23 protein-coding genes, 2 pseudogenes and 1 riboswitch are annotated in these 24045 nt (G+C 44.3%); of the genes and pseudogenes, 21 read left to right on the plus strand and 4 right to left on the minus strand.

Going from position 1 to position 24045, the window contains the following annotated elements:
- The 13 genes and pseudogenes from BM003_RS17840 to BM003_RS09795 all read left to right on the plus strand — a co-directional run.
- A pseudogene (locus tag BM003_RS17840) lies at window positions 1-270 on the plus strand (group II intron reverse transcriptase/maturase); the annotation flags it as partial.
- A 351-nt stretch (window positions 271-621) separates the two neighbouring features.
- A complete protein-coding gene (locus BM003_RS09740; protein WP_093672568.1) occupies window positions 622-2181 on the plus strand; it encodes an SH3 domain-containing protein in 1560 nt (519 codons plus the stop codon).
- Between the two features lie 158 nt (window positions 2182-2339).
- Window positions 2340-2780, plus strand: a complete 441-nt coding sequence (locus BM003_RS09745; protein WP_177184734.1) for a VanZ family protein — start codon at window positions 2340-2342, stop codon at window positions 2778-2780.
- Window positions 2781-2910: 130 nt separating this feature from the next.
- On the plus strand, window positions 2911-3108 hold the full coding sequence (locus BM003_RS09750; protein WP_093672572.1) for a hypothetical protein: 198 nt from the start codon (window positions 2911-2913) through the stop codon (window positions 3106-3108).
- Between the two features lie 132 nt (window positions 3109-3240).
- Window positions 3241-3345, plus strand: a riboswitch (SAM riboswitch).
- Between the two features lie 193 nt (window positions 3346-3538).
- Window positions 3539-4372 carry a transporter substrate-binding domain-containing protein gene (locus tag BM003_RS09755; RefSeq protein ID WP_177184735.1) on the plus strand — a complete coding sequence of 278 codons (834 nt, stop codon included), beginning with the start codon at window positions 3539-3541 and terminating at the stop codon, window positions 4370-4372.
- A gap of 28 nt (window positions 4373-4400) precedes the next feature.
- Window positions 4401-5117: an amino acid ABC transporter permease gene (locus BM003_RS09760; protein WP_093672576.1), complete on the plus strand. Its 717-nt coding sequence runs from the start codon at window positions 4401-4403 to the stop codon at window positions 5115-5117.
- A complete protein-coding gene (locus BM003_RS09765; RefSeq protein ID WP_093672578.1) occupies window positions 5114-5857 on the plus strand; it encodes an amino acid ABC transporter ATP-binding protein in 744 nt (247 codons plus the stop codon). The genes BM003_RS09760 and BM003_RS09765 overlap by 4 nt, the downstream gene beginning before the upstream one ends.
- A 1-nt stretch (window position 5858) precedes the next feature.
- Window positions 5859-7034 carry an amidohydrolase gene (locus BM003_RS09770; protein ID WP_177184736.1) on the plus strand — a complete coding sequence of 392 codons (1176 nt, stop codon included), beginning with the start codon at window positions 5859-5861 and terminating at the stop codon, window positions 7032-7034.
- Window positions 7012-8625, plus strand: a complete 1614-nt coding sequence (locus BM003_RS09775; RefSeq protein ID WP_093672582.1) for an L-serine ammonia-lyase, iron-sulfur-dependent, subunit alpha — start codon at window positions 7012-7014, stop codon at window positions 8623-8625. Before BM003_RS09770 ends, BM003_RS09775 begins: the two co-directional genes overlap by 23 nt.
- 745 nt (window positions 8626-9370) lie before the next feature.
- Entirely contained in the window at window positions 9371-10444 is a 1074-nt protein-coding gene (locus tag BM003_RS09780; protein WP_093672584.1) for a M42 family metallopeptidase, read from the plus strand.
- 66 nt (window positions 10445-10510) lie between these two features.
- Complete coding sequence (locus BM003_RS09785) at window positions 10511-10744, plus strand: PIG-L deacetylase family protein (protein ID WP_093672586.1); 234 nt, start codon at window positions 10511-10513, stop codon at window positions 10742-10744.
- 72 nt (window positions 10745-10816) lie between these two features.
- The gene (locus BM003_RS09790; protein ID WP_093672588.1) at window positions 10817-11203 is read left to right on the plus strand and encodes a PIG-L deacetylase family protein; all 387 of its coding nucleotides are present in this window, start codon (window positions 10817-10819) and stop codon (window positions 11201-11203) included.
- 26 nt (window positions 11204-11229) lie between these two features.
- The gene (locus tag BM003_RS09795) at window positions 11230-12390 is read left to right on the plus strand and encodes a GNAT family N-acetyltransferase (protein WP_177184737.1); all 1161 of its coding nucleotides are present in this window, start codon (window positions 11230-11232) and stop codon (window positions 12388-12390) included.
- A 63-nt stretch (window positions 12391-12453) separates the two neighbouring features.
- On the opposite strand, the gene BM003_RS09800 is transcribed toward BM003_RS09795, so the two are convergent.
- Both BM003_RS09800 and BM003_RS09805 read right to left on the minus strand, forming a co-directional pair.
- A complete protein-coding gene (locus BM003_RS09800; protein ID WP_093672592.1) occupies window positions 12454-13359 on the minus strand; it encodes a PucR family transcriptional regulator in 906 nt (301 codons plus the stop codon).
- Window positions 13360-13515: 156 nt separating this feature from the next.
- Window positions 13516-14595: an ABC transporter ATP-binding protein gene (locus BM003_RS09805; protein WP_093672594.1), complete on the minus strand. Its 1080-nt coding sequence runs from the start codon at window positions 14593-14595 to the stop codon at window positions 13516-13518.
- A gap of 505 nt (window positions 14596-15100) precedes the next feature.
- Here BM003_RS09805 and BM003_RS18230 point away from each other — a divergent pair.
- The 5 genes and pseudogenes from BM003_RS18230 to BM003_RS09825 form a co-directional block, all read left to right on the plus strand.
- Window positions 15101-15550 (plus strand): annotated as a pseudogene (locus tag BM003_RS18230) (SH3 domain-containing protein); the annotation flags it as partial.
- Window positions 15551-15691: 141 nt separating this feature from the next.
- Window positions 15692-16702: an N-acetylglucosaminidase gene (locus tag BM003_RS18235; protein ID WP_425441047.1), complete on the plus strand. Its 1011-nt coding sequence runs from the start codon at window positions 15692-15694 to the stop codon at window positions 16700-16702.
- A 203-nt stretch (window positions 16703-16905) separates the two neighbouring features.
- Window positions 16906-18330: a C69 family dipeptidase gene (locus BM003_RS09815; protein ID WP_093672598.1), complete on the plus strand. Its 1425-nt coding sequence runs from the start codon at window positions 16906-16908 to the stop codon at window positions 18328-18330.
- A gap of 144 nt (window positions 18331-18474) precedes the next feature.
- Window positions 18475-18717 (plus strand): PIN domain-containing protein, encoded by a 243-nt coding sequence (locus BM003_RS09820; RefSeq protein WP_143128449.1) that lies wholly within the window; start codon window positions 18475-18477, stop codon window positions 18715-18717.
- A gap of 161 nt (window positions 18718-18878) precedes the next feature.
- A complete protein-coding gene (locus tag BM003_RS09825; protein WP_093672602.1) occupies window positions 18879-19829 on the plus strand; it encodes a ketopantoate reductase family protein in 951 nt (316 codons plus the stop codon).
- 218 nt (window positions 19830-20047) lie between these two features.
- Here the strand turns inward: BM003_RS09825 and BM003_RS09830 are convergent, their stop codons facing one another.
- A complete protein-coding gene (locus BM003_RS09830) occupies window positions 20048-20488 on the minus strand; it encodes a hypothetical protein (RefSeq protein WP_093672604.1) in 441 nt (146 codons plus the stop codon).
- 266 nt (window positions 20489-20754) lie between these two features.
- On the opposite strand from BM003_RS09830, the gene BM003_RS09835 reads away from it, so the two are divergent.
- Window positions 20755-21648 (plus strand): AEC family transporter, encoded by an 894-nt coding sequence (locus tag BM003_RS09835; RefSeq protein ID WP_093672606.1) that lies wholly within the window; start codon window positions 20755-20757, stop codon window positions 21646-21648.
- 24 nt (window positions 21649-21672) lie between these two features.
- Here BM003_RS09835 and BM003_RS09840 read toward each other — a convergent pair whose 3' ends face one another.
- Window positions 21673-21900 (minus strand): hypothetical protein, encoded by a 228-nt coding sequence (locus BM003_RS09840; RefSeq protein WP_093672608.1) that lies wholly within the window; start codon window positions 21898-21900, stop codon window positions 21673-21675.
- A 275-nt stretch (window positions 21901-22175) separates the two neighbouring features.
- On the opposite strand from BM003_RS09840, the gene BM003_RS09845 reads away from it, so the two are divergent.
- Entirely contained in the window at window positions 22176-22805 is a 630-nt protein-coding gene (locus BM003_RS09845; RefSeq protein WP_177184738.1) for an HAD-IA family hydrolase, read from the plus strand.
- A 28-nt stretch (window positions 22806-22833) separates the two neighbouring features.
- Window positions 22834-23973, plus strand: a complete 1140-nt coding sequence (locus tag BM003_RS09850; protein WP_093672612.1) for a PucR family transcriptional regulator — start codon at window positions 22834-22836, stop codon at window positions 23971-23973.
- The last annotated feature ends 72 nt before the right edge of the window (window positions 23974-24045 follow it).

The raw sequence follows: 24045 nt of genomic DNA on the forward strand, positions 1-24045 counted from the left end.
AGCTATATTCAGCATATTGATCAGTGGCTCCGGCGAAGAATTCGCCAGATCATTTGGAAACGTTGGAAGAAAGTCAAGACGAGATATAAAAGTCTCATGAAACTTAACGTTCCAAAACCAAAAGCATGGGAATGGGCGAATACACGAAAAGGCTACTGGCGCATCGCCTGTAGCCATATCTTACATCGGTCGATCACAAACAAAATACTCGAACAGGTGGGACTCAAAAATCTAGTCCATCTGTTCGAGCATGCACACTTAAGCTATTGAACCGCCGTATACGGACCCGTACGTACGGTGGTGTGAGAGGTCGGAGAAATTATCTCCTCCTACTCGATAAGCATAAGGTATTTGTGATGAGGGCGGCTTGCAGGCGCCGCTTCATCAGAATTTCCGCCTTCACTGCGTCTCAATCCTAGATCGTGTACGACAATGGTACGTCTTTGATGCATCGTTTTTATTCTGTAACCGGTGAGGTTTTGTTACATTTCCTTTTCAGTTTGTTATTCTTTATACACTCTCTATTAGAAAAATGCTATTTTGATAGAGTACATAGTTTTCAGCTTTGTAACAATGGGTTGAACCACGGGAGGTTTCAACAAGAAAAAGGGAGAGTGAAAAGTGAAGCTTCAAGCAAGTCATTTGATTTCCGGCCTTTTGGCATTGGCTTTGGTTGCGCTGTCACTGAGCTTTACAAGTGGTACCGCGCAAGCAAGCTCTTCGTACAGTTCCTACGTCACTTCGTACACATTAAAAGTCCGCAGCAAGGCAAGCACTCACTATCGAACGTTACGCACGTTGAACATGGGCAATAAAGTCACGGTCACAAGTAAATATGGAAAATATTCTCGAATTAAGTATGGTAATACCACGGGTTATGTACAGACTCAGCATCTGAGCCGCAGCAAATATAAGTCCTACAGCGCCTATGTTACTTCTTATACGCTGAAGGTTCGCAGCAAGGCAAGCGTTCACTATTCAACGAAGCGTACGCTGAACATGGCGAACAAGGTTACAGTATTAGGCAAGGGCAATAAGTATGCTCTGATCAAATATGGCAGCACGACCGGCTATGTTCAAAATATCCACTTGAACAAAAGCAAGTTCAAATCGTTAAGTGCCTATGTCACTTCGTACACATTAAAAGTCCGTAGTGCAGCGAGTGTTCACTATACTCTGCAGAGTACTTTGGCAATGGGAAATAAGGTTACGGTACTCGGCAAGGGCAATAAATACGCACTGATCAGTTATGGTGGTAAGACCGGTTATGTGCAGAACATTCATCTGAATTCACAAGCTTTCCGATCCTACAATGCCTATGTCACATCGAATACGTTGAAAATTCGCGATAATGCGAGTGTGCATTACACGACACGACTGATCATGGCAGTCAACAACCGGGTTACGGTTACTGGCAAGGGTAATAAGTATGCTCAAGTAAAATTCGGCAACATCACTGGCTATGTTCAAGCAAAATATCTAACAACGACCCAACCTGCAGCGTATGGGAATCAACCAACTGATCCGCCGGTAACTGATGGATCTCAGTTCGGCCTCGATATTTCACATTACCAAAATGATGCAGGAAAAGGTCAGATTGATTTCAATGCCATCAAACAGGATGGAAACAGCTTTATCATTGCCAAGGCCTCGGAAGGCGGCGGTACGGATGGAACTTTTGTCGGCAATGCTGTTGGTGCACATAATGCCGGCTTGACCGTTAATGCATACCATTTCTTCCGGGCAACCGATGTGGCAGGTGCTCAGAATGAAGCTAATGTTTTCTCAAACCAGATTCGTACTGCGAATGCGCAGGGTGCACCGATCCACTATCTATTTATTGATGTGGAAACTCAGAATGGCGTTGATAAGGACACGTTGACAAACAATGTAATTGCGTTTCTCAATCAAATGAGAGCAAACGGGTTTAATCAATTGGGCATTTACTCGAATCTTTATTTCTTCAACACTTATATTAATTTGCCAAACATTGTTAACTCACAGGCTGGTCAATCGAAACTCTTGATTTGGCTTTCCCGTTATCGTGGACAAGAAACGAATCAGGGACCGGGTGCCAACTTCGATGTTGATATCTGGCAATACACAAGCAGCGGTTCATCAAGTGGTATCATCGGCGCTGTTGACAAGAACATTTGGTATTACACAGTTAATGGATTGTAATTATTTAATGAATTCAGATCCCCTATATGTCGCGGATGCTTCCGCTGCACATAGGGGATTTTTCTTTTGAATACTGTGCGGCAATTCATTAGAATTGAATCATATACAGTCTGATCAAAGAACTTGGTTCGAAAGAATAGGAAAAGAGGGTGTGCGGTGTGAAAGGATTAAAGACGGCTATTGCAAACATACTATTGACCTTATCCATCTTATTTGTCTTCTACCTGACATTGATTCCGCATGGAGTCATCCACACCGGAAATGTTACCGGCACGCCTATCCAGCGCTTTAACGTTAATTTAAATCCACTAGTGATCTTTCAAAACGTTCAATCAGCTTCTCTATTCTATTTTATCGTTGATGATCTGGGAAATATCTTGTTGTTTCTTCCCTTTGGTTTTTTTCTGACCATGAAGTATCCACAGTTCAGATGGCCTCATGCGATCTTTATGGGTGCACTTTTTTCCGCGACCATTGAATGGATTCAACTTTTTCTGCCCAACCGTATGACTGATATTGACGATGTGATTCTCAATACAACCGGTGCTGTTTTGGGTTACATGCTTTATCGGTTTGTTCAGCGTGAAGAATGTGGATGAGATGAAACCGTAGTGAATCATTACGGAACATGGACTTCCGAGAGGATATGTATGCCGGCGAACAATTTCGTTCATAGTACAAGTAGGGCAATCCTGCTCCAGACATTAGATCACAGGGAGATGCTATTACATGACCAATGATGAACTGATCACCGAACTCGGATCAGAGGCAGTGCTGAATTATGAACGGAATACGGCGTTGTTTTATTTGCTGATGGAGAAAGGGATCATCACGCAAGAGGAATTTGACGAGAAGTTCAAGAAAATTCATGAACACTTCGATGAGCATTTGAAGGGCATTTTCGGCGATGAGATTGATTCTGAATAAAGAAACATATGGTTTTTTTAACAAATAGGTGACGTTTTTCATCTATAACAAATAAAACTCATTGAAATACTATGGAATAGTCTTGACTATCTGTTTGATTTTTCGTACACTCACAATACACCAATTAAATAATTCTTATCAAGAGCGGGGGAGGGACTGGCCCAATGAACCCCAACAACCAGCATGGGAAACGATGCACGGTGTTAAATCCAGCAGATCGATTCTGAGAGATAAGAAAAATAAAGTCGGACGGCAGCGGCGGTTATTTTTCTTGCACTCAAGAAAAGTAATCGTTTTTATTTTTGAACTGCCGCAAACTTTACATAGGGAGAGGGACACCATGAGCTGCACATGCATGATGGCTTAATACAAGTAAATTTATAGGAATAATAATTAAATGAACCAACAGACAAAAATTGGGGGAAGAACAATGAAAAAGAAATTAATTGCATCCTTGCTGGTATTTATTCTCTTGCTGACCGTAACGGCTTGCGGGAATAGCGCAGCGTCTGATAAGAAAAAAGCGGTGAAGGTCACGACCGTTAATGTAGGAACAGAAGGCGCATACCCTCCTTATAACTATGTGAAATCGAATGGTCAAGCTGATGGCTATGATATTGCTGTGATGAGGGCGGTTGATAAAAAGGTACCGTCGCTCAAATTCAAGTATGTTCCTACGGCTTGGGATAGTATCTTCGTCGCGCTTGAATCGGGGAAATTTGACATTATTGCCAGTGACCTCGGAAAGAACCCGGAACGTGAAGCGAAATATTTGTTCTCTAAACAGCCTTATCTATACGGAAGTTCGCAAATCATCTATAAAGCGGGAAGAACGGACATTAAATCGCTAAAGGACCTGTTTGGCAAAAAAGTGGCGGCTGGCGTTGGAACGAACACAACGACCGCATTGGAAAAGTTCAATAAAGAAAATGGCAATAAAATAAAGATTAAATACACTGATGGAAATATTAACAATGCTTTGCAGGAAATTGATTCCAAACGAGTAGATGCGACCATCAGCAGCATCATCACGACCAAACTGACGGCAAAGAAACTTGGTATTAAGGTCGACGGGACAACAGCTCCTGAACTGGGAATTAGTCCGATTCATTTGCTCTATGTGAAAAATGATCGCGGAAGCAAGTACCAGAAATTGATCGACAAAGCACTCGTTTCTCTGCGTAAAGACGGTACGTTGGAGAAACTATCTATTAAATATCTTGGCAAAGACTATACAACCAAAGAAGCGGCAGAAAAACAGTAATTTACGTTTAGAGGAATAGGATAAACTAATGGGAAAAATTTTCGATCCGGTATTTATGATTCACTCGTTTCCTGAGGTGTTGCAGGCACTGCCTACGACACTGTTCATCGCTTTTATGTCTGCGGTGATTGGACTTGTGATTGCGTTTATTGTCTCGTTTATCAGGTATGCGAACATCAGGATCCTGAGCCCGCTCGCAAAGGTCTATATTTCATTTATCCGAGGAACTCCGGATCTGGTTCAAATCATGCTTGTGTATTACGGGATCCCTTTGTTTCTCAAAGCGATTAATGCAAAATTTGGCACAGCGTTCGATGTGAACGGTGTGCCAAGTATTGCTTTCGCGATTGTCGCACTTGCAATTAATGCGGGTGCTTATATGTCTGAAACGATGAGAAGTTCTTTGCTGGCGGTTGATGCCGGGCAATTAGAGGCGTGCTACAGTGTCAACATGACGCGGCTTCAGGCGCTCCGGCGCGTGATCGTGCCGCAAGCGATCGGAATCGCAATTCCGCCGTTGTCCAATTCACTGATTTCCCTTATTAAGGAAACATCGCTTGTTTTTACGATATCCATCATTGATATTATGGCTCAAGCAAAAATTGTCGGCTCACGTTCGTTTCGATTTTTTGAAATTTACGTGGTCGTATCCATTATTTATTGGGTGATCTGTGCGATCGTGGCCTTTGCTCTTTCCAAAGTAGAAGTTTACGCGCGCCGCTATGAAAGGAAAGTAGACAAGTGATCCAATTAGAAAACATTACGAAATCGTTTAAAAAAACACAAGTCTTAAAAAATATTAATCTCACCATCAACCAAGGTGAGGTAGTGACTCTTATTGGCCCGAGCGGTGCGGGGAAAACGACGCTTCTGCGCTTACTCAATTGGCTGGAAGTGCCTGATTCAGGACGGATTACAGTGGGAGATGCTCACATCGATGCATCGAAATACAGCAAGCACGATGTGAGGCGCTTGCGCGGACAGAGCTCAATGGTTTTTCAACACTACAATTTATTCAAGAATAAGACGGTGCTTGAAAATGTTACGGAGAGTCTGGTCATCGTCTCAAAACTAAATCATAAAGAGGCAGAGGAGAAGGCTGTGGCCTTGCTGAAAAAGGTCGGCATGGGTGATAAACTGCACGATTACCCGGCCAATCTCTCAGGTGGGCAGCAGCAGCGCGTGGGTATTGCGCGAGCGCTTGCTGTTGATCCCAAAGTCATGCTTTTCGACGAGCCGACGAGTGCACTTGATCCGGAATGGGTTGGCGAGATACTTCATTTAATTAAGCAAATCGCTGCGCAAGGAATGACCATGATCCTAGTGTCGCATGAGATGCGTTTCGTTCGGAGTGTGGCAAGCCGAATTATTTTCTTGGAGAACGGGGAACTTGTCGAGGATTCGAATCCGAAAGAACTTTTCGAGAACGGTAAAAGTGTTCGAACACAGGCGTTTCTCCAAAAACTGACTTATGAGGAGGAATGAAATGACTCAGTCTGGATTAGCAAAGGAAACGCTTCAGACGTTGGAATCATTATTTCACTGGTTTCATCGACATCCGGAGCTCGCACTCAATGAATTTGAGACGACGAAGAAGATTAAAGCGGTGCTTCAAGAGCACGACATCGACATTTTGCCGAATCCATTGGATACAGGGGTCTTCGCAAAGATTGGCGGAAAAAACGCAGGTCCTTTGATTGCACTGCGGGCAGATATTGATGCGTTGCCAATTAATGAAGAATCCGGTTTACCGTATTCTTCTGAGAATCCGGATCGGATGCATGCGTGCGGTCATGACTTTCACTTAACCAATTTACTTGCGACAGCGTTTGAATTAAAGAAAATCGAAGGTCAGTTAAACGGAACAGTTTTACTTATTTTTCAACCGGCTGAAGAGGTGGATCATGGAGCTGACAGAGTCGTACAAACCGGAATTCTCAAGGGCGTGGAAGCCATCTTCGGGCTCCATGTGAACGATGAGCTTCCGACCGGTGTCATCGGAGTGAAGGAAGGCAACCTGAATGCCGCTGTTGATCGCTTTTTTGTCACGTTCAAGGGGAAAGGCGGGCATGCCGCTCATCCTGAAAGTGCCAATGATGTGATTGTCGCGACCGGTGAATTTATTGTCTCCGCTCAATCGATTGTCAGCCGGAATGTCAGTCCGTTTGAGCCAAGTGTTGTTTCGATTACTCATATTGAGTCGGGAAAAACATGGAACGTGCTGCCGAATGCCGCTCTGCTTGAAGGAACAGTCCGATCCTACGACAATGCTGTGCGGGAGAAAATTAAAACGAGGCTGCGGGAAGTGACCAATGGGATTGCCGCCACCAATGGAATTATTGGTGAATTCAAGTGGGTGGACGGTGCTCCGGCGGTGGTAAATGATCGTCATTTAACACAATTCGTTGAAGCTGTTGCACGGAAGCATAACTTCGAAGTGGTGGAATTGGAACCGAGTATGGGTGGCGAAGATTTTTCCAGCTATCAGCAGATTATTCCCGGTACGTTCTTTAATGTTGGAGTGAATTCACCTTACCCGGTTCATAACAGTAAATTCAAAGTCGATCCCAAAGCCTTTGAGACTTCTGTTCCTTTGTTTATAGATCTGGTCAAGACCTATTTCGAAGGGAGTGCGGTCGATGGCGAAACTCTTTTATCCTGATTTCTTTAACGATGTGTTTGGTCCGATCATGCAGCCGGGTTCGAGCGGCAGCTTTGCCGGCACCAGCCGTGTTGGCCGAGTGGCGCATTATCTACTAAAATCGCCGCTTTTGCGTGCGACGATTTCATTTAATCCCAGTGACAAACGGCATCTGAGAAATTTGGGAAATATGATGGATGATCGGGGCTATCTTGGCGGATTGCAGGATTTTGCGACTGATGATGTCCGGTTGTTTGACGCGCACAGGCTTGCCAGGGAAAAAGGTATTTCTTATGAATTTACTGTTTTGGAGGAAGAGAACGGTTACCCAGGGAGTGTGCAGTTTGACTTAATCGGCCGAGACGGTCAAACGGGACAATTAATCGGGCAGTCTGTAGGCGGCGGAATGATTGAGATTTATGAAGTCAATGGTTATCCGATTCATTGGCAGGCGGATACCTTCGGCCTACTGATTCAGGATCCGGATGGCGGGTATGCCGATCAAGTGGCCGATCTGATTGTCCGTTTCGAAGATGAATACGTCACGCATAAACAGTTGAAAAATAAACAGGATGAATCCGGTTATTTTATTGAATTTTCATCCGCTATTTCTGTGGAAAATCTGGAATACTTTTTTGAAAACGAGGACTTTCTTTTTCTTCCCGCACTCTTGCCGGTTGTCACCACAGTAGGGCGTAAACCTCAATTGTTTCGAACGGTTGATGAATGGATTGAGCTTTCGCATGATCGGAAGCAGAGCTTCGTTCAGACAGCAATTGATTATGAAAAAGGTTTCTCCGGATGGAGCGAGGCAGAGATTGTTTCCTACTTCGAGAAAATCGCGCGTATCTTAACTAATCAGATCCATGCGCTGGAGAATTTGGGGTATGAGAATGTTCCGGACACACCGCTGCTTCCGGTTTATGGAAAGCAGTGGAACCATTATAAAAAGAATTCAAGCCAGTTGGTCGATTCGCTGACATCGCGAATCATGGATTATGCGTATTCGACAAACGCGAAGATTCCCGGTGTCGTAATTGTTCCGGGACCAATGGGAACCGGGGGCGGCTATCTGTATTCCGCGCTTGAAGCGGTGCGTGAGGCGCGTGGCTTTTCCCACGAGAAGCTGGTTGAAGGCTTGATTGTAGCCGCGGGGCTCGGCGCGATTGCCTTTACACACGCGCATGCCTCGGGCGAGTCCGGTTGCGTTGGAGAATCGGGCATCTGCTGCGCGATGGCGTCCGGCGCCATTACATGGATGGCGGGAGGAACAGGCGAGCAGGTGCAGCATGCCGCTTCGATGGCATTGCAGGCAAACATCGGCATTCCATGTGATCCCATTCCCGGCGGACTGGAATTTCCGTGTCTCACCCGCACGGTGCGTGCCGCAGTTACGGCACCGATGTATGCAGACATGGCGCTTTCGGGAATTGATCCTTTGATCCCGTACCATGAGGTGCTCTATGCCATTGAGAAAAACCGCCTGGAGAATCAAAAGGCCGTATGCGGACCTCTGTGCGGCGTAAATTGCACCTTAACCGCACAGAAATGCGCCTTATTCCTCAAAGATGAGGTCATGGGCGATAAGCTGAAGTATACCGCGCCGGTTTAATAAGTTAGAGTATACTATACGGAAAAATTGCAGGCTTAATTTTAAGCCTGTTTTTTTTGTCACAAGTTAAGAAATTATAGCGTTTTGCCTTGCCGGTACGACGATAAGGTCATAAGATTCGGTTGAACGATCTGGTAAGCGCAAATCCAAATCTGAGAAATAAACGGAAAAATTCCGCTTAATTAGAAAATGAACGAAAAAATGGCTTAAATAGACGGAGAAATTCCGCTTATCGAATCGAAAAACGTGAAAATGGAGGTTTTTTCTGTGCATAAGCGGAAAAATTACCTTTATGTACCTGTGAAACAAGCGTCAGGATGCATATAACCGGAAAATCTCTGCTTATTTTACTCTTACTTAATTAAGGATCAAAATGATTTATTAGAAAACTTGGCTTCGCCAAGCCTCTGGCGAAGGCGAAGACTTAGTTGCGCTTACACTCGTTTCCTTTAAATGTTTTCTTATACTTTCCTACCAGTGTGAACTAGAAATGTCTGTTCAAGACAAGGTTGATGATTCAAAACGGTAGTTAGAGCAAAGAAACTTTCGCTAACAGTAGAGGGTCTTTCGGGTTCATTCAAGAATGGCCTCATTCATGTCTTTCATCTCCTTCTCATCCTCCTTCATAGTTTATAAATTTTATACATGAGCTTTTCAAAAATGGTAGCTCATCTCTACTCTCAATCAAGGTGTATTATAATAGAAACAATGTTTTCTAAGTGTGATTCATTTGAGGGGCGACGTTATGGATAAAAAACAATCTCTGCAATTAATTCAAAAATTATCGAACGCGAATGGGGTTTCAGCTTTTGAGGATGAGGTTACCGCCATTTTTTCGGATGCGGTACGGCCATTTGGCAATGTTGAGGAAGATCATATGCGCAATGTGTACGTACAGAGGAATGGGAACAGCGGCAAAAGGCCGATTGTTCAGATTGATGCGCATAGCGACGAGGTCGGGTTCATGGTTCAGGCGATCAAGCCGAACGGAATGCTGCAATTCGTCATGGTTGGCCACTGGGCGGCAGTGAACATTCCTGCTCATAAAGTTCGCGTGCGCAATCGAGACGGTGTTTATATTCCGGCGATTATTTCCAGTACGCCGCCTCACTTCATGACAGCGGAGCAGCGTAAGGTAGTTCCGCAAATTGCCGATATGGCGATTGATGTTGGCGCGACTTCAGCGGAAGAAGTGGCGCACGATTTCAAAATTGATATTGGTGCTCCGGTTGTTCCGGATGTGACCTGTGACTATTTGGAAGACAAGGATTTGCTGCTTGGCAAGGCTTTTGATAATCGCATTGGAACAGCGTGTATGGTTGATGTTTTACGTGAACTTGACGGCCTTGAGCTTGGTGTGGATGTTGTCGGATCTTTATCTGCTCAGGAAGAGGTCGGTGATCGAGGCGCTCAGGTGACGGTGCGGAAAATTCAGCCGGATTTATCCATTGTTCTCGAAGGTCCGCCGGCGGATGACACGTTTATGCCGGACTATATGATCCAGACCGGAATGAGAAGGGGACCCATGCTGCGTGATCTCGATACATCGATCATCGTCAATCCACGGTTTCAGAAATATTGTTTGGATACGGCGACACGGCACAACATCAAAGCACAACGAGCGGTGCGAACGGGTGGCGGAAATGACGGCGCTGTGATTAATCTCTATCAAGGCGCTCCTACCGTTGTGGTTGGTGTTCCGGTACGCTATGCGCATACCCCTTATTGTTATGTGGCTTTTGAAGATTATGTATCGACACTGGATTTAGTGACAGAGCTTCTTAAATCATTGGATGCCGAAACCATAGGTGGATTTTAATATGAAAGATTAAGCGTTTTGGCAATGGCTCAATGAAATAAGACCGTTGAAGAAGGAGGGAAGAAGTTGGGAGTCAAGGGGAAAAAAGTAATTGCCTTTATTGCGCATCCAGATGATGAAACGTTTCTAAGCGGTACGTTAGCAAGGTTGGTACAAGAAGGGAATAAAGTACTTGTGGTGATCGCTACAAATGGGGATAAAGGGACGCACGATCGGGCGCAAACATCGGAACAGGTGACGGCTATTCGGCGGGTTGAAATGGAGCGAGCTGCCCATGTGCTTGGAGTTACTGTGAGCTAGCTTAATTTTTCCGATGGAACCCTGTTTGCCAGAGAAGCAGAACTAAAAAAGAAGGTGTTTCGGAAAATTAGATTGGAAAATCCGGACATTTTGTTTACTTTTGATCCTTTTAAAAAATATGATGTTCACTCTGATCATATCACGATTGGGCGTGTTGCTTCCGAGGCCGGTTATTTGGCGGACGGCTTCTGCTATTACCCCAAACATCTGGAAGAAGGAATTGAACCGTCAAAGCCCCAGGAGACCTATCTTTTCAATCCCGAGGAGCCTAATTATTCGGTCGATATCCGTGAAACATTCAATTTGAAAGTTCAATCAGCGGAGCAGCATGTCAGTCAGTTTGGCGGCGGTTCCTTTAAAGAACAGCTTCTGCATCGAATCTGCTTGGAAGGCGGCAATGAACAGGATCTGTACCTTGAATCTTTTCATAAGCTGTATTACAGTGATCTTTTGATTTAACAGGTGTTTTGGGAGGTGGGAGGCGTTTGGAAACGATTGAAATCAGGCCGATTAATCAAGATAAGGAATTGGACGAGGCATTGGATCTGTGGTCGGGTGTTTTTCCGAAAAGTCGAGCATTTTTTGAACAGAGGATTCGTCTTGATCCTGAATGCGGTGATGAGACGACTTGGATTGCTCGGGTGAATGGGAAGCTCGCCGGAGCCGTCCAAATCTTCCCGCTCCTCCTTTCGTATAACGGTCTGATCCTTAAATGCGGCGGAATCGGAAACGTTGCTGCTCTGCCTGAGTACAGAGGAAGGCATTTGATCCGGACAATCCTTAAGCATCAAACGGAATGGATGGCTGATCATGGCTATGACCTATCGCTGTTGTTCACCGGAATCAACTCATTTTACAAAAAGGAAGGATGGCATACCTTTCGGGTGAATCGCTTGCTGCTCAATGTTAATGAGCTGCCGGAGATCGAAGTATCCCATCGTTATAAAATTCGAGATTTTGAAGAGCGCGATCTGATACAGGTTCAGCATGTATACAAGGTGTTTAATGCTTTACAGGTTGGATCCGTGATTCGGACGGATGAATACTGGCACGGTCAATTAACATGGAGGAAAGAGCGAAATGAAAAATTTCTAAATGCCTTTGACGAGGATACGCTCGTTGCCTATATGAGGTATGAAACAACGGGTGAAGGCAGGTTGGATCTGGTCGAATGCTGCTTCCTACCGGGACATGAAGGCGCCGCACTTACTTTGATCAATCGGATCAAAACGATTGGCGCGAACGTTCAGAGTTTATGCGTTCAGTTTTCAGAACAACATTTTCTGCAAACGCTCTTTAAAAAGTGGGGTGCTCACGCTGAAGCGTATTCCGGAACGATGTGGAAAATTGTACGGTTTCAGGAGTTCTGCAAGAAAATACAACCTGTACTCTCAAAGAGATGTAAGCCTATTGGCGATGCATCACTTCTTATCAGAAGCGGCATGGAGGAGGCTGTTATTCATCTTGAAGGTGGAGCGGTTGCGATTGAAACTCCTGGTGAGTCGGTCATTTGTCAATGTTTGATTGAGAGAAAACCAGAGGACTTTATAATGGATGTGCTTGTCGGAACGTCACTGGATCAAGAACAGTACGCGTCGCTTTTTCCGAAAACATCCTATGGATTCTGCCAATCGGATCGTTTTTAAAAAGAGTTAAAGAACCTTTCTGCAAAATAAGTGGAAGGTTCTTTTTTATTCAATACACCTCGGTTATTGATCTTTGATCCGCTGTTCATAGCGTTGATTATCGAGCAAGAGAGAGATGATCAACGCGTCTTTAAATTTCTTGGGATCAAGACCAGTGATCTGGTAGAACCGGTCGAGTCTGTATTGAAGGCTGTTGCGATGTATGTAGAGTTCATTTGCCGCTGTTGATAGGTTAAAGTTATGGTAAAAGAAGATCTCGACGCTTTTAATCAAGTCGTGCGGGAGTTCGCTGAATTTTGTCATCCATTTTGTTAGATCAAAGTTTTTTTGGCGTTGTGCTGCATCGAGCAGCATTAAGGGCAATAGGTGAATGAGCTGAAAATCATGCTGATCAGGGTATAAAAGCTGCGCTTTATTGAGCAATGAAAAATGATCTGCGTACATTCTCGAAAGAGAGGAGACAGCGATTTCATGTACGTGCAGCATGAATAGATCACAGTAAAAATCACTCATGATCAGATTGATCAGCTCGCCGGAACAATCCTGTTCCTTTTTTAACACAATGATTCCTTCCTCACTGCTCTTCCAAATGGTGGTCAGATAGGCATTGTGAAAAAATGAGTGGATGGCAGATTCCAGATCCCGATGCTGGTTAGAAAATTTTTTCAGAATAAAGTAGATCAGATTAACCGACTGAGGCAGCTGCACGGTATTTTCCGGTGGCGTATCGTTAAAGGTCAGACGTGCCCAAAGCAGTTGTTTTTTTGTCCGATTCAGCGATTTAGGTGCGTAAGGGATGAAAGACAGATCGAGAAGTCTCCGTTCGTTTGTCGATAAATGATCATTTCTGACGCCGAAAATAGTACCGTCCTTTGTTTTAAACCAGTCATAGGCGCCTGGATTCGTCACTTTGCTTGGGTCGTCAATCAATGCGTCTCCGTACACTGATTTCAATTGATCGAGTCTCATCGCTGTTTGCCCCCTGTTCTTTCATTGTACCTTATAGATAGTGATTTCTGCATGCTCCTTTGCTTAACTGTGAAGGCCAAAATAGTCCTATGAAGAAAAGGTCTCGCCTTTTGAGCGAAACCTTTATGGAGCGCTAAAAAAATATCCATTTGTCACTTAGACAATCAGTGTTTCTGTTTCTGAGTCGAAAAATCGCAGCTTGTCCGATTTAAAAGCTAATGTAATCGTATCTCCTGCCCGTACGTCTTCAGCGGGAATTTTAACGATTAGATTGTTTCCCTCAAAATTTATATAGAGGAGGCTCTCGGATCCTAGTAATTCTGCAACATCAATGGTTGCTGTAAAGGCGGTTTCCTCTGTGGATTTCACATACTCAATATCTTCGGGGCGAATACCAACAATCAGTGATTTGCCGATATATGCATGCAGTTTGTCCATTGTCTCCGCAGGCAATGAAATGATGTGATCGTTAATCTGCACGCCGACTTCTGATACGATTGCCGGAACAAAGTTCATTGGCGGAGCGCCGATAAATCCGCCGACGAAAACATTTGCCGGGTTATTATAGACTTCCTTTGGTGTTCCAATTTGTTGGATTTCTCCGTCTTTCATGATGACGATACGGTCTGCCATCGTCATTGCTTCCGTCTGATCATGAGTCACATAAACAGTAGTTACATTCAAACGGCGATGCAACTTGGCAATTTCCGAGCGCATCTGTACACGCAATTTCGCGTCGAGATTGGAGAGCGGTTCGTCCATAAGGAATACTTGCGGGTTCCGTACCATCGCCCGGCCGAGTGCGACACGTTGGCGCTGACCACCTGAAAGTGCCTTTGGCTTACGGTCAAGATAGTCTTCAAGACCGAGCACTTTTGCCGCTTCTCTCACGCGTTGGTCGATTTCTGATTTCTTGAGTTTCCTGATTTTCAATCCAAATGCCATGTTGCCGTATACGCTCATGTGCGGGTATAGGGCGTAGTTCTGGAAGACCATGGCGATATCGCGATCTTTAGGTGCCATATCATTGATTTTTTTATCGTTAATATAGAGTTCACCTTCGGAAATCTGCTCAAGTCCGGCAATCATTCGAAGTGTGGTGGATTTGCCGCACCCGGAAGGACCAACCAGCACAATAAATTCTTTATCTTTAATTTCAAGTTGAAAATCTTTAACAGCAAACGCGTCACTGTTATCGTAGCGTTTTTTAATATGGTTCAATACGATCGATGCCATGTTAACCCTCCTCATGTAGTGGTTGTTAAAAGTATAGTTGACTATGAAAAGGCTGACTATTGGCAAATTGACGGAATTTGCCCACTATTTCCGGGCAGATTGACGAGAATGGTGTGATCGAGTCACAATCGAGCATGTGTATTGGTGATGATTTTTTAAAATAGGTCATAGACGCTACTACTAAACTATGAGAAAATTAGAAAATAATTATACTAGAGGTTGTTCAAAAAGTCCGGGAAAAATTGCTGTCGAATCTCTGTGTCAGCTTGTTTCTTCGCTCCTCACGTATTAGTTGCATACGTTCCGGTGCTCGAAACTGCACTTCCTTGATCTTCTCGGCCCTTTTTGTCCTCCTTTTTGAACAGACTCTACTAGTAAAAATGGCTGAGTCTTTATTGCTTCTTCTGGGGAGAACATCCCATAGACACGGGACAAGAGACTGAATTGAATCGATTAAACTTTAAGACTTACATAGTGTGGCTGTAAAGGAGTCGAAAAAATACATATGAGAAAAATAATAACTGGCACGCTTATTCTGGCACTGCTTTTTGCGTCATTCGGAATTCCAATTGGCGGACGTGCTTACGCGAGCAGTTCATACAGCGCTTATGTGACAACATACACGTTGAAGGTGCGGAATAAGGCGAGTAAGAAATTCAAGACGCTGCGCACTCTGAATATGGGGAATAAGGTGAACGTGACAAGTAAGCATGGCTCGTATTCACGAATCAGCTACAAGGGGACGACCGGTTATGTTCAGTCAAAGCATTTAAATATGCAGAAATTTCAGACTTATGCGGCTTATGTGACGGCGTATACCTTGAAGGTGCGCAGCAAAGCCAGCGTCCATTACTCTGTGAAACAGATGCTCACTATGGGGAATCAAGTGGCGGTAATTGGAAAAGGAAATAAATATGCGCTCATAAACGTCGGCGGAATCAAGGGTTACGTCCGTAACCAGTGCCTTACAAACACTCCGTTTGCGTCGTACGCGGCATATGTTACTTCCCCGACATTGAAAATTCGTGATCACGCCAGTACGCACTATCAGATTCTGCGAACGATGCAGTTCAGAGATCAAGTGACGATAAGCGGCATGGGCAAAAAATATGCTCAGGTCCAACTTGATGGCGCGACCGGCTATGTTCAGGCAAAATGTCTGAGTACCACTCGACCGGCGGAAATCAGCGCCTTTGCCACGCAGTATCCATACTCACTTGACGCGGCGGTAAATAAGCAGGTGAATGCATCACCACAAACAGATAATCATTACACGTTGTATGTACCGAAGGACAGTCTGACTTTTGACGGAACGAAGTGGACGTTTAATTGGGATACAGACGCCCGTGGCGGTGCGGACGGAAATGCATGGATTGTTAAACGTTATGGTCAAGGAACCCAGCCGTCAACGGTTCAGCAAGTAAACGACGCGTGGTACCAAATCGGGATAAGCACCGGCTGGGTTAATCCGTCAACTAACGATTTACGCTATGTTCTTGATCCGAATAATTTTCCTAATACGGCAGCCGAATTCTATCAATTTCTCAATCTCTCAACGACAACGGGGATTAACGCGGATGAAGTGAACGCAAAGATTTTAAATGGAAGAGGCATTCTGGCAGGAAAAGCCGCAACATTCATTCAAGCAGCGAATGAGCAGCATATCAATGAGATTTATTTGATCGCTCATGCACTTCTTGAAACAGGGAATGGCGCATCTGCTTTGGCAACTGGTCAAATGACTGTATCATCGGTGAACGGACAAGCCGTTGAGCCGAAAGTGGTTTATAATATGTTCGGAATCGGCGCGGTTGATTCTGATCCAAATACGAAAGGTGCGGAATTCGCCTATAGTCAGGGGTGGTTCACTCCTGAAGCAGCTATTCTAGGCGGTGCGCAATTTATCGGACAAAGCTATATTAACAGCGCGACTTATCATCAGGATACACTCTATAAAATGCGCTGGAATCCGGCGAATACAGGAAACGCAACGCATCAATACGCGTCTGACATCGGTTGGGCCGTAAAACAAGCGCGAATCATGAACTATTATTATGGGCTGCTTAGCGGTTACACGTTACGCTTTGATATACCGAAGTATCAGTGAAGGGAAGGATTAAAAGCGATCATACGTCGATTCCAAAAAAGTGAACTCTCACATCAAGGCTACATTAATTCAAAGGTTGCCAGAGGAATCCCTTTAAATTAGAAATGATTTTTCGAGAATTTTCATCCCATGAAAATTGAGTTAAGATAGACTTGAGTTTGAACGTATTCGCTACTTAATTACATGGATAAAGGGATGTCACAATGCAGAATAATTCACATGCGGCCTGTACAACCGTACTGGTCGGTAAGGGCGCGACTTTAGATGGATCGACGATGATCGCGCGGAACGGGGACAGTTATGAAGTGCTTGTTCCCAAGAAGGTCACGGTACATCCGCATCAGATTTCAGAGAAAGAAGAAACCTATGTATCTCCGGGTAACCGTTTCACAATCACTTTGCCAAAGGAACGGTACCGCTACACGGCGATTCCGGATCGGGAGGATCGTTATGTAACGTTTGAAGACGCAGGAATCAATGAGAAAAACGTTGGTATGAGCGCGACGGAAAGTATCTATGGCAATTCACGTGTTCTGGGTTATGATCCGTTGGTTGAAAACGGCATTGCCGAGGATTGTATGGTCACCGTGATTCTGCCCTATATTAATTCGTCGCGTGAAGGGGTACTAAGGCTCGGGAAGATTGTGGAAGAATTCGGTGCCGCTGAGTCAAATGGCGTGCTGTTCTCGGACAAAGATGAGGTTTGGTATATGGAGATTGCGACCGGTCATCAATGGGTGGCGCAGCGTATTCCCGATGATTCCTATGCGGTCGTTGCCAATCAGACGGCGATTCAGGAGATTGATCCGCACGACAAGAACAATTTCATGCTGGCAACACATTTAATCGAATTTATTGATAAGCATCATCTCAATACCGGACGTGACACCATCAACTTCAGAAACATCTTCGGCACGCAAACGGTGTTCGATCACCACTACAATACGCCGCGTGTCTGGTACGGCCAGAAATATTTGAATCCGGAGGCAGAACAAGATCCGACGTCCAATGATCTGCCATTCTTGCGCAAAGCAAACCGGAAAATCGGTGTTGAGGATGTTGCGTATATCCTGGACTCTCATTATCAAGAAACACCGTATGATCCGCTTGGCGGCGGGAGCGAGACAGAGCGTACAACATTCCGCGCGATTTCGCTGAACAGAACGCAAGATTCGCACATTTTACAGATTCGTCCTGATGTTTCGAGTGAATGCGCGGGTATTCAATGGATCGCGCTTGCCGGTACATTCAGCCCGTATGTTCCGTTTTACACGAATATCACATCCGTGCCCGAATCGTATGAAGTCACGCCGCTCAAGCTGTCGCTTTCTTCAGCATACTGGCTCTACAAAACGCTTCCGGTCATTGTTGAACCGCATTACACCGCTTTTCTGAAGCAAGTACTCGATTATAAAGATCATTTGCACAGCCGCTTTCTCGGAAAAATTGCGGAAACCGATGAACAAGCGAAAAAGCTGAGCGAGCAGCAGGTATCTGAATTGCTGACCAAAGTAAGCGGCGAAAACGCTGAATTGGCACTAAGTGAGACACGTGAGCTACTTCAGGACCTAACGACCAAATCAATGAGCATGTCGAAGTTGACATTTAACATGGATAAGAATTTGTGACTGTTGCGTTCGAAAATAGCACCTCTAAATGATGGTTAAATCGATCATTAGAGGTGCTTTTTTTGGTAGACACCAACATACTTGTCTATGCATGGGATCAAATTATGTCTTTCTGTACAAAATTTGTCTGAGTTTACGGTTGTTATGATTAGGCATGGATGTGATCCTAAATGGGTTCACCAAACGGTTCGAAAGTTTACAAGTCTGATGACCGTACTTCCGTTGAGATATGAAGATGTTCTTAAGGCCATGCAGGCAGTGAATCATTATCAAATGCACTATTGGGACGCACAAATATGGGCTGTCGCACAGGCAAATGGCGTTCCATCACTCTTAACAGAAGACGGACCGATCGAAGGCGTCACGTACGTTAATCCTTTGGTATAACATAGAAAATCTGAAAAAAGAGAGATGGAACAATTTTTACGTGAACAATGATAACTAGTACGAATAATTGATGCCGCTCTTTTTACGCTGCTCGTTTTAGAGTATTATATAGAGAAAATGGTTACAGACAAGCTGAGATACAGATGAGTGGAGGAATCAGAATGAAAATTGCAGTAATTGGTGCAGGAGCGATGGGACTTCGATATGGCGTGCTTCTGCAAGAAGCCGGAAACGATGTGGATTTTGTTGAACTGTGGAAGCCGAGCTATCAGGCGATCCGCGAACAAAGCGGCGTCTATGTTTCGCGTGATCATAAGAATCGGCATTTGGTACCGGTCGATATTTTCCTGCCTGAGGAATATACTAAGATTCCGGATTTAGTCATTTTATTTACGAAGCAGATGCAATCAGGTGCAGCCATGCAGGCATGTCGGCATTTTATTGGTGAGCACACCTACGTATTGACGAATCAAAACGGAATCGGTTCGGTGGACGAGATTCGCAACTATGTTCCTGATCAACAGATTATCGCAGGCATTGCACTGATTGCAACGGTCCTCAATGCGCCGGGCGATGTAGATTTTATGGGGGCTAAGGGTGCGGCGCATACGCAATTGGTGAATGTCACGGAAAAGCCGGACACGTTCACGCATGAGGTCGTTCGGGAATTTGAAAAAGCGGGCATGAATCCAACGCTTCAAACGAACTACATGGGAACGTTGTGGTCCAAGTTATTGATGAATTCGGTCATCAACACGTTGTGCACGTTGATGGATATCACGATGGGCGAATATGTTGCCTACTCCGGAGCGGATGACTTATCGAGCCGGCTGATCGATGAAGGCTATGCGGCAGGTCTTGCGGATGGTGTCAACTTTATGCAAAGCCGCGAAGAGATGCTGCAGATTATCGATCATGAAAGTTCGCAAGTCAATCCACTTCACCATCCGTCGATGTATCAGGATATGGTTAACAGCCGTCCAACTGAAGTTGATTATATCAATGGATACATTGTGAAAACGGCGAAGAAACATGGCCTTGAGGCGAAAAATCATGAGATGCTCGTGGACTTGCTTCATTTGGCGGAAAGCGCGAAGCAATTAAATCTTTAAAACAATCAGGGATCATCCAAATACAAAACGGGAATTTCAGAATGACTCTGGAATTCCCGTTTTTTTCGTGAACAGGCAACTAAAAAAATGCTGCAGATTTTTAGAGCTAATCATCATTTAATGGGAATTTCGAACTGATTTGATGAGAGAAAAACTGAAGACGGAGTAAGATAAGAGAATGAATGATTCTCTCATGGAAACTTTTTTAGTGTGTTCACTTACGACATCGTCACATGAGTGGCAACGAGGATACTGCCAACCAATCCCGCTTCAACCAAAATATCAAAAAAGACATGAAACTTGACCGGTTCGGGGAAGTCATGTTTGATATAAGAATAGTGATGATCTCTTGAGGCGGTCATCCACGTGTCGTACATAAAATAAGAGTCGCACTTGATGACATGCATGCAGCGCTGATTTAAGTCCGAGGATGTCATCGCTTTGCCGATTAAGCTGTGTAATTCTTGAATAATTCTCATTTTGTATGCATGGATTGCCGCATCCAGCTTTTCCTCATTGTTTTGCCATGTGCCGTTTAGACGAACAAGTCGGTCGTCTATAAAGGCTACGTGTCTGAACTTATGTTCCTTGCTTAAATAAATCACTAAAGGGCCTTTTTGATATTTGTCGTACGGCGCATTCAAAAATTGCATAACCAATAGTTCGTCGACCTCCTCATGAGTTGGGGAATGGGGGACTGGACAAGGGTGTACAACAATCTTTTTTTATTATGCAGAATTTGGTAAATGATAGTCAATATAAAAATATAGAAATTTGTGACAATTACGGAAACTGATTGTGATTAAAGATAATTACTACTTCATTAGTTAACCTTGTCTTGATCTTTCATCTTGTGACAAAGTAAAATAGATTTAACGATTTAGTGCATCTAAGAGAAACCAATGGCGGAGAGAAGGAAAAGATTTTGCTTATTTTTGTTGATGTGATTTTGCCCGTATTTTTTATATTTTTTACCGGATTTGTATTGCAAAAGATATTCAAACTGGATTTAAAGCCGATTTCGACTCTTGCGGTCTATCTACTCTTGCCGTTTCTTGTTTTCGATGTCTTCTATACAACCCCGATGGACCTCAGTTTCTATTATATTGTTGTGACATCACTCATTATTATGTTTCTGTTAATTGTTTTCGGACTCATTGCAAGTGGCATACTTCACTACAGTAAAACTGAACGGAATGCGTTTCTGCTCTCCACGATCTTCCCCAACAGTGGTAACTATGGTATACCGATTATCTTGTTTGCCTTTGGAAAACAAGGCGTGGCTTACGCGATGCCGCTAATGATTTTTCACGCGATTCTGATGGGCTTTGTCGGTATCTATATTGCTGCAAACGGACAGGGGAGTGTGAAGATGGCACTTCAGACTGTTCTCAAGCAACCAATGAATTATGCGATTATTCTGGCTTTGTTTTTGCAGAAGTTCCAAATTCAGATTCCCGTTAATTTCATGAAAAGTATTGAGCTGATCAGTAATACATCGATCCCGATCGTTATGATTATTCTCGGTATGCAGCTTGCCAATGTGACCGTGCGCAACATGAATTGGGGGCGGATCAGTCTGGCAACATTTATACGGCTTATCATTTCGCCGGTACTCGCCTTTCTCGCGTGTCTGCTGTTTCCGATCGATCCCTTACTCAGAAATGTCATCATCGTCATGGCGGCGATGCCGAGCGCTGCGAACACAACGCTATACGCGATCCAATTCAACGCCAAACCGCAATTCGTCTCCAGCTGCACGTTAATTACCACCGTAGTCAGCGCGTTATCTCTTGATGTGCTACTCGGATGGTTCTGAGTGAGCGTAAGGGAGGCATACGGCTCACTCCCTAACCGTGTAAGAAGGTTGGCAGATTTTGTTGCTTTCATCTTTATTTATGACAACTTGGATGATTTTCTGATAAGCTGTATTGAATAGAATATGGAGAATGTCTCGAACGTTCTTGTTTAATTTACGCGCGATCTCAAAAGAGTACATTGGCTTTTGTTCACGCTTAAGCAAGGTCACAATATCTGAAACTAGGTCATTTGACGGCTGTAATTGGTGCATCTTAGTCAACTCCTTTACTAATTCAGGTCTAATGGATTCCTCTTATTCTAGTATTCACAAAAATATAAGAAAAATCGTGATAATAAAGTCGCGATAATCATTGTTAATGTGTTGCTATTCTGTGAAATCGGAAACTATGTCATAGGTCTTTACGCTTAGCGAGCAGCACAGAGAAATCAGTAAGGTCAAGACGCTATGTCTCGTATATAATAAGAAATAACGAATACGCTCGACATGAATGTCGGCGGACAAATCTATACCTAGAGGTTTTTATGATGCTTAAAGCAATTCTTTTTGATTTTGATGGAACGTTGGCGGATTCGAAAGAGACATTTCTTTCGGCATACAATGAATTGGCGCAGCGGCATGATTATAAAAAAGTGACCGTTGAGGCTTTGGATACGTTAAAATCGTGTTCCATGAGGGAGCGCTGTGCGATGTTGGGTATCCCGTTCCATAAAATCCCTTTTCTTGTTGGTGAGTTTTCTAAACGTTACCAAAACTCGCTGACGAACATACCGTTGATGGTGGGAGTACGTGAGATGCTTGGAGAACTAAGCGCTGCAGGATACGCGCTTGCGATTCTGTCATCAAATGAAGAAAAAAACATACGTGTGTTTCTGAAGAATCATGGACTGGACTGTTTTTCGACAGTGATGTGCTCGAAGAAATTGTTTGCTAAGGATCGATTGATACGCAAATATTTGAAGCAAAATTGCTTGACGCCGTCTCAGGTGGTCTATATTGGAGATGAAGAACGCGACATTCTAGCGAGCAGGAAGAGCGGCATACGTGTCATTTGGGCAGCGTGGGGGTTTGATGGCATTGAGAATGTACGAAAAGCAGGACCGGATTTTATTGCCAACCATCCGGAAGAGGTGGCGCCGCTTGTCAGCGAACTTTAAGTTTTAATAGCAGAGGGGGCAGCGGATTGTGGTCACTTTGAGAAAATTGTTTGCTTTACCTGAAGTGAATCGTATTCGTTTGGTGTCGGGTGAAAAAGGGTTCGATCGTGCGGTGACCGGGGTTAATGTGACGGAAAGCTATGATCTGGCCGACTTTTTCAGACAAAATGAATTGATTGTCACAACAGGAATCAACATGGCTCATGATCCGGGAAAGTGGCTCAAGCTGACGCAAACGGCCTATAGACATCAAGCTGCGGGGATCGTTTATAATGTTGGACCTTATATTACTGAGATTTCGCAGAACGTTCTTGATTTTGGACAGAACTATGACTTCCCAATCTTTGTGATGCCATGGGCGGAACGGGTGGCCGACTTCGTCAGACTCAGTGTTCAATTTCTCACCTCCGAACAGCAGGCAGAAAGGGAAGCGAACCAGTTACTTGCCGGACTTTTATTTGGACAAACGACGCAATCGATGTATCTAGATGACAAATTAGCGCGCCGCGTAAAGGCAGGCAGCGATCAAGCAATTGTTGTCTTTAGTTTCGAATCAGGTGCCGCGCGGGCTTCTTTCAGCTATACGGTTGAGGAAAGGATTAGCGAGAAGTACGGAATGATTGCTACACTGACGCAGCCGGACCGGATCATCTGTTGGGTTTACCGGACCGGGGGACGAAAGCCGCATTGTTCCTTTACAGAATTATGCGTGAGTATGCGCAAACAGTCCGCACAGATTTTATTTGGCATGGGCAATTTTTATAAAAAAGGTTCGGAACTTTCCAAAAGCTATAGAGAGGCATTGGACGTCATCCGATTGAATGATAAAAACCCCAACCTTAACATCTATCGTTATCAGGATATGGGGGCGTACGCGCTTATTCTTGACACAGCGGATCGATATCCTTTTGCCGAATTCAATCAGAAGATACTCGGACCGCTCAATCGCTATGATCAACTGCATCAGACTGAACTGTCCGATCTTCTCCGCATTTATCTTGAAGAGGATGGAAAGACCGCCGCGATTGCCGAGCGAACATTTATTCATCGGAATACGGTTCTGTATCGGTTAAAAAAGATTGAGGACATTTTGGGTGTCGCTCTTGATCGCTCATTTACCAAAACGAATCTAACGCTTGCATACATGATTGAGGATATTCTGAACTAAGCGGCAACTGAATTTGTGCAGCTGCACAAATTATTTCGTTTCACGGTTCCTTGTTTTCCAGCTCAGTTGCTT

Source organism: Sporolactobacillus nakayamae, from assembly GCF_900113325.1.
In the GTDB taxonomy this organism is placed as follows: domain Bacteria; phylum Bacillota; class Bacilli; order Bacillales; family Sporolactobacillaceae; genus Sporolactobacillus; species Sporolactobacillus nakayamae.

Excerpts from the sequence above, each read along its gene's own strand:
- BM003_RS09750 (WP_093672572.1), top strand. The coding sequence starts at position 2,911 with ATGACCAATGATGAACTGATCACCGAACTCGGATCAGAGGCAGTGCTG.
- BM003_RS09755 (WP_177184735.1), top strand. The coding sequence starts at position 3,539 with ATGAAAAAGAAATTAATTGCATCCTTGCTGGTATTTATTCTCTTGCTG.
- BM003_RS09760 (WP_093672576.1), top strand. The coding sequence starts at position 4,401 with ATGGGAAAAATTTTCGATCCGGTATTTATGATTCACTCGTTTCCTGAG.
- BM003_RS09770 (WP_177184736.1), top strand. The coding sequence starts at position 5,859 with ATGACTCAGTCTGGATTAGCAAAGGAAACGCTTCAGACGTTGGAATCA.
- BM003_RS09775 (WP_093672582.1), top strand. The coding sequence starts at position 7,012 with ATGGCGAAACTCTTTTATCCTGATTTCTTTAACGATGTGTTTGGTCCG.
- BM003_RS09780 (WP_093672584.1), top strand. The coding sequence starts at position 9,371 with ATGGATAAAAAACAATCTCTGCAATTAATTCAAAAATTATCGAACGCG.
- BM003_RS09800 (WP_093672592.1), bottom strand. The coding sequence starts at position 13,359 with ATGAGACTCGATCAATTGAAATCAGTGTACGGAGACGCATTGATTGAC.
- BM003_RS09805 (WP_093672594.1), bottom strand. The coding sequence starts at position 14,595 with ATGGCATCGATCGTATTGAACCATATTAAAAAACGCTACGATAACAGT.
- BM003_RS18235 (WP_425441047.1), top strand. The coding sequence starts at position 15,692 with ATGGGCAAAAAATATGCTCAGGTCCAACTTGATGGCGCGACCGGCTAT.
- BM003_RS09815 (WP_093672598.1), top strand. The coding sequence starts at position 16,906 with ATGCAGAATAATTCACATGCGGCCTGTACAACCGTACTGGTCGGTAAG.
- BM003_RS09820 (WP_143128449.1), top strand. The coding sequence starts at position 18,475 with ATGATTAGGCATGGATGTGATCCTAAATGGGTTCACCAAACGGTTCGA.
- BM003_RS09825 (WP_093672602.1), top strand. The coding sequence starts at position 18,879 with ATGAAAATTGCAGTAATTGGTGCAGGAGCGATGGGACTTCGATATGGC.
- BM003_RS09840 (WP_093672608.1), bottom strand. The coding sequence starts at position 21,900 with ATGCACCAATTACAGCCGTCAAATGACCTAGTTTCAGATATTGTGACC.
- BM003_RS09845 (WP_177184738.1), top strand. The coding sequence starts at position 22,176 with ATGCTTAAAGCAATTCTTTTTGATTTTGATGGAACGTTGGCGGATTCG.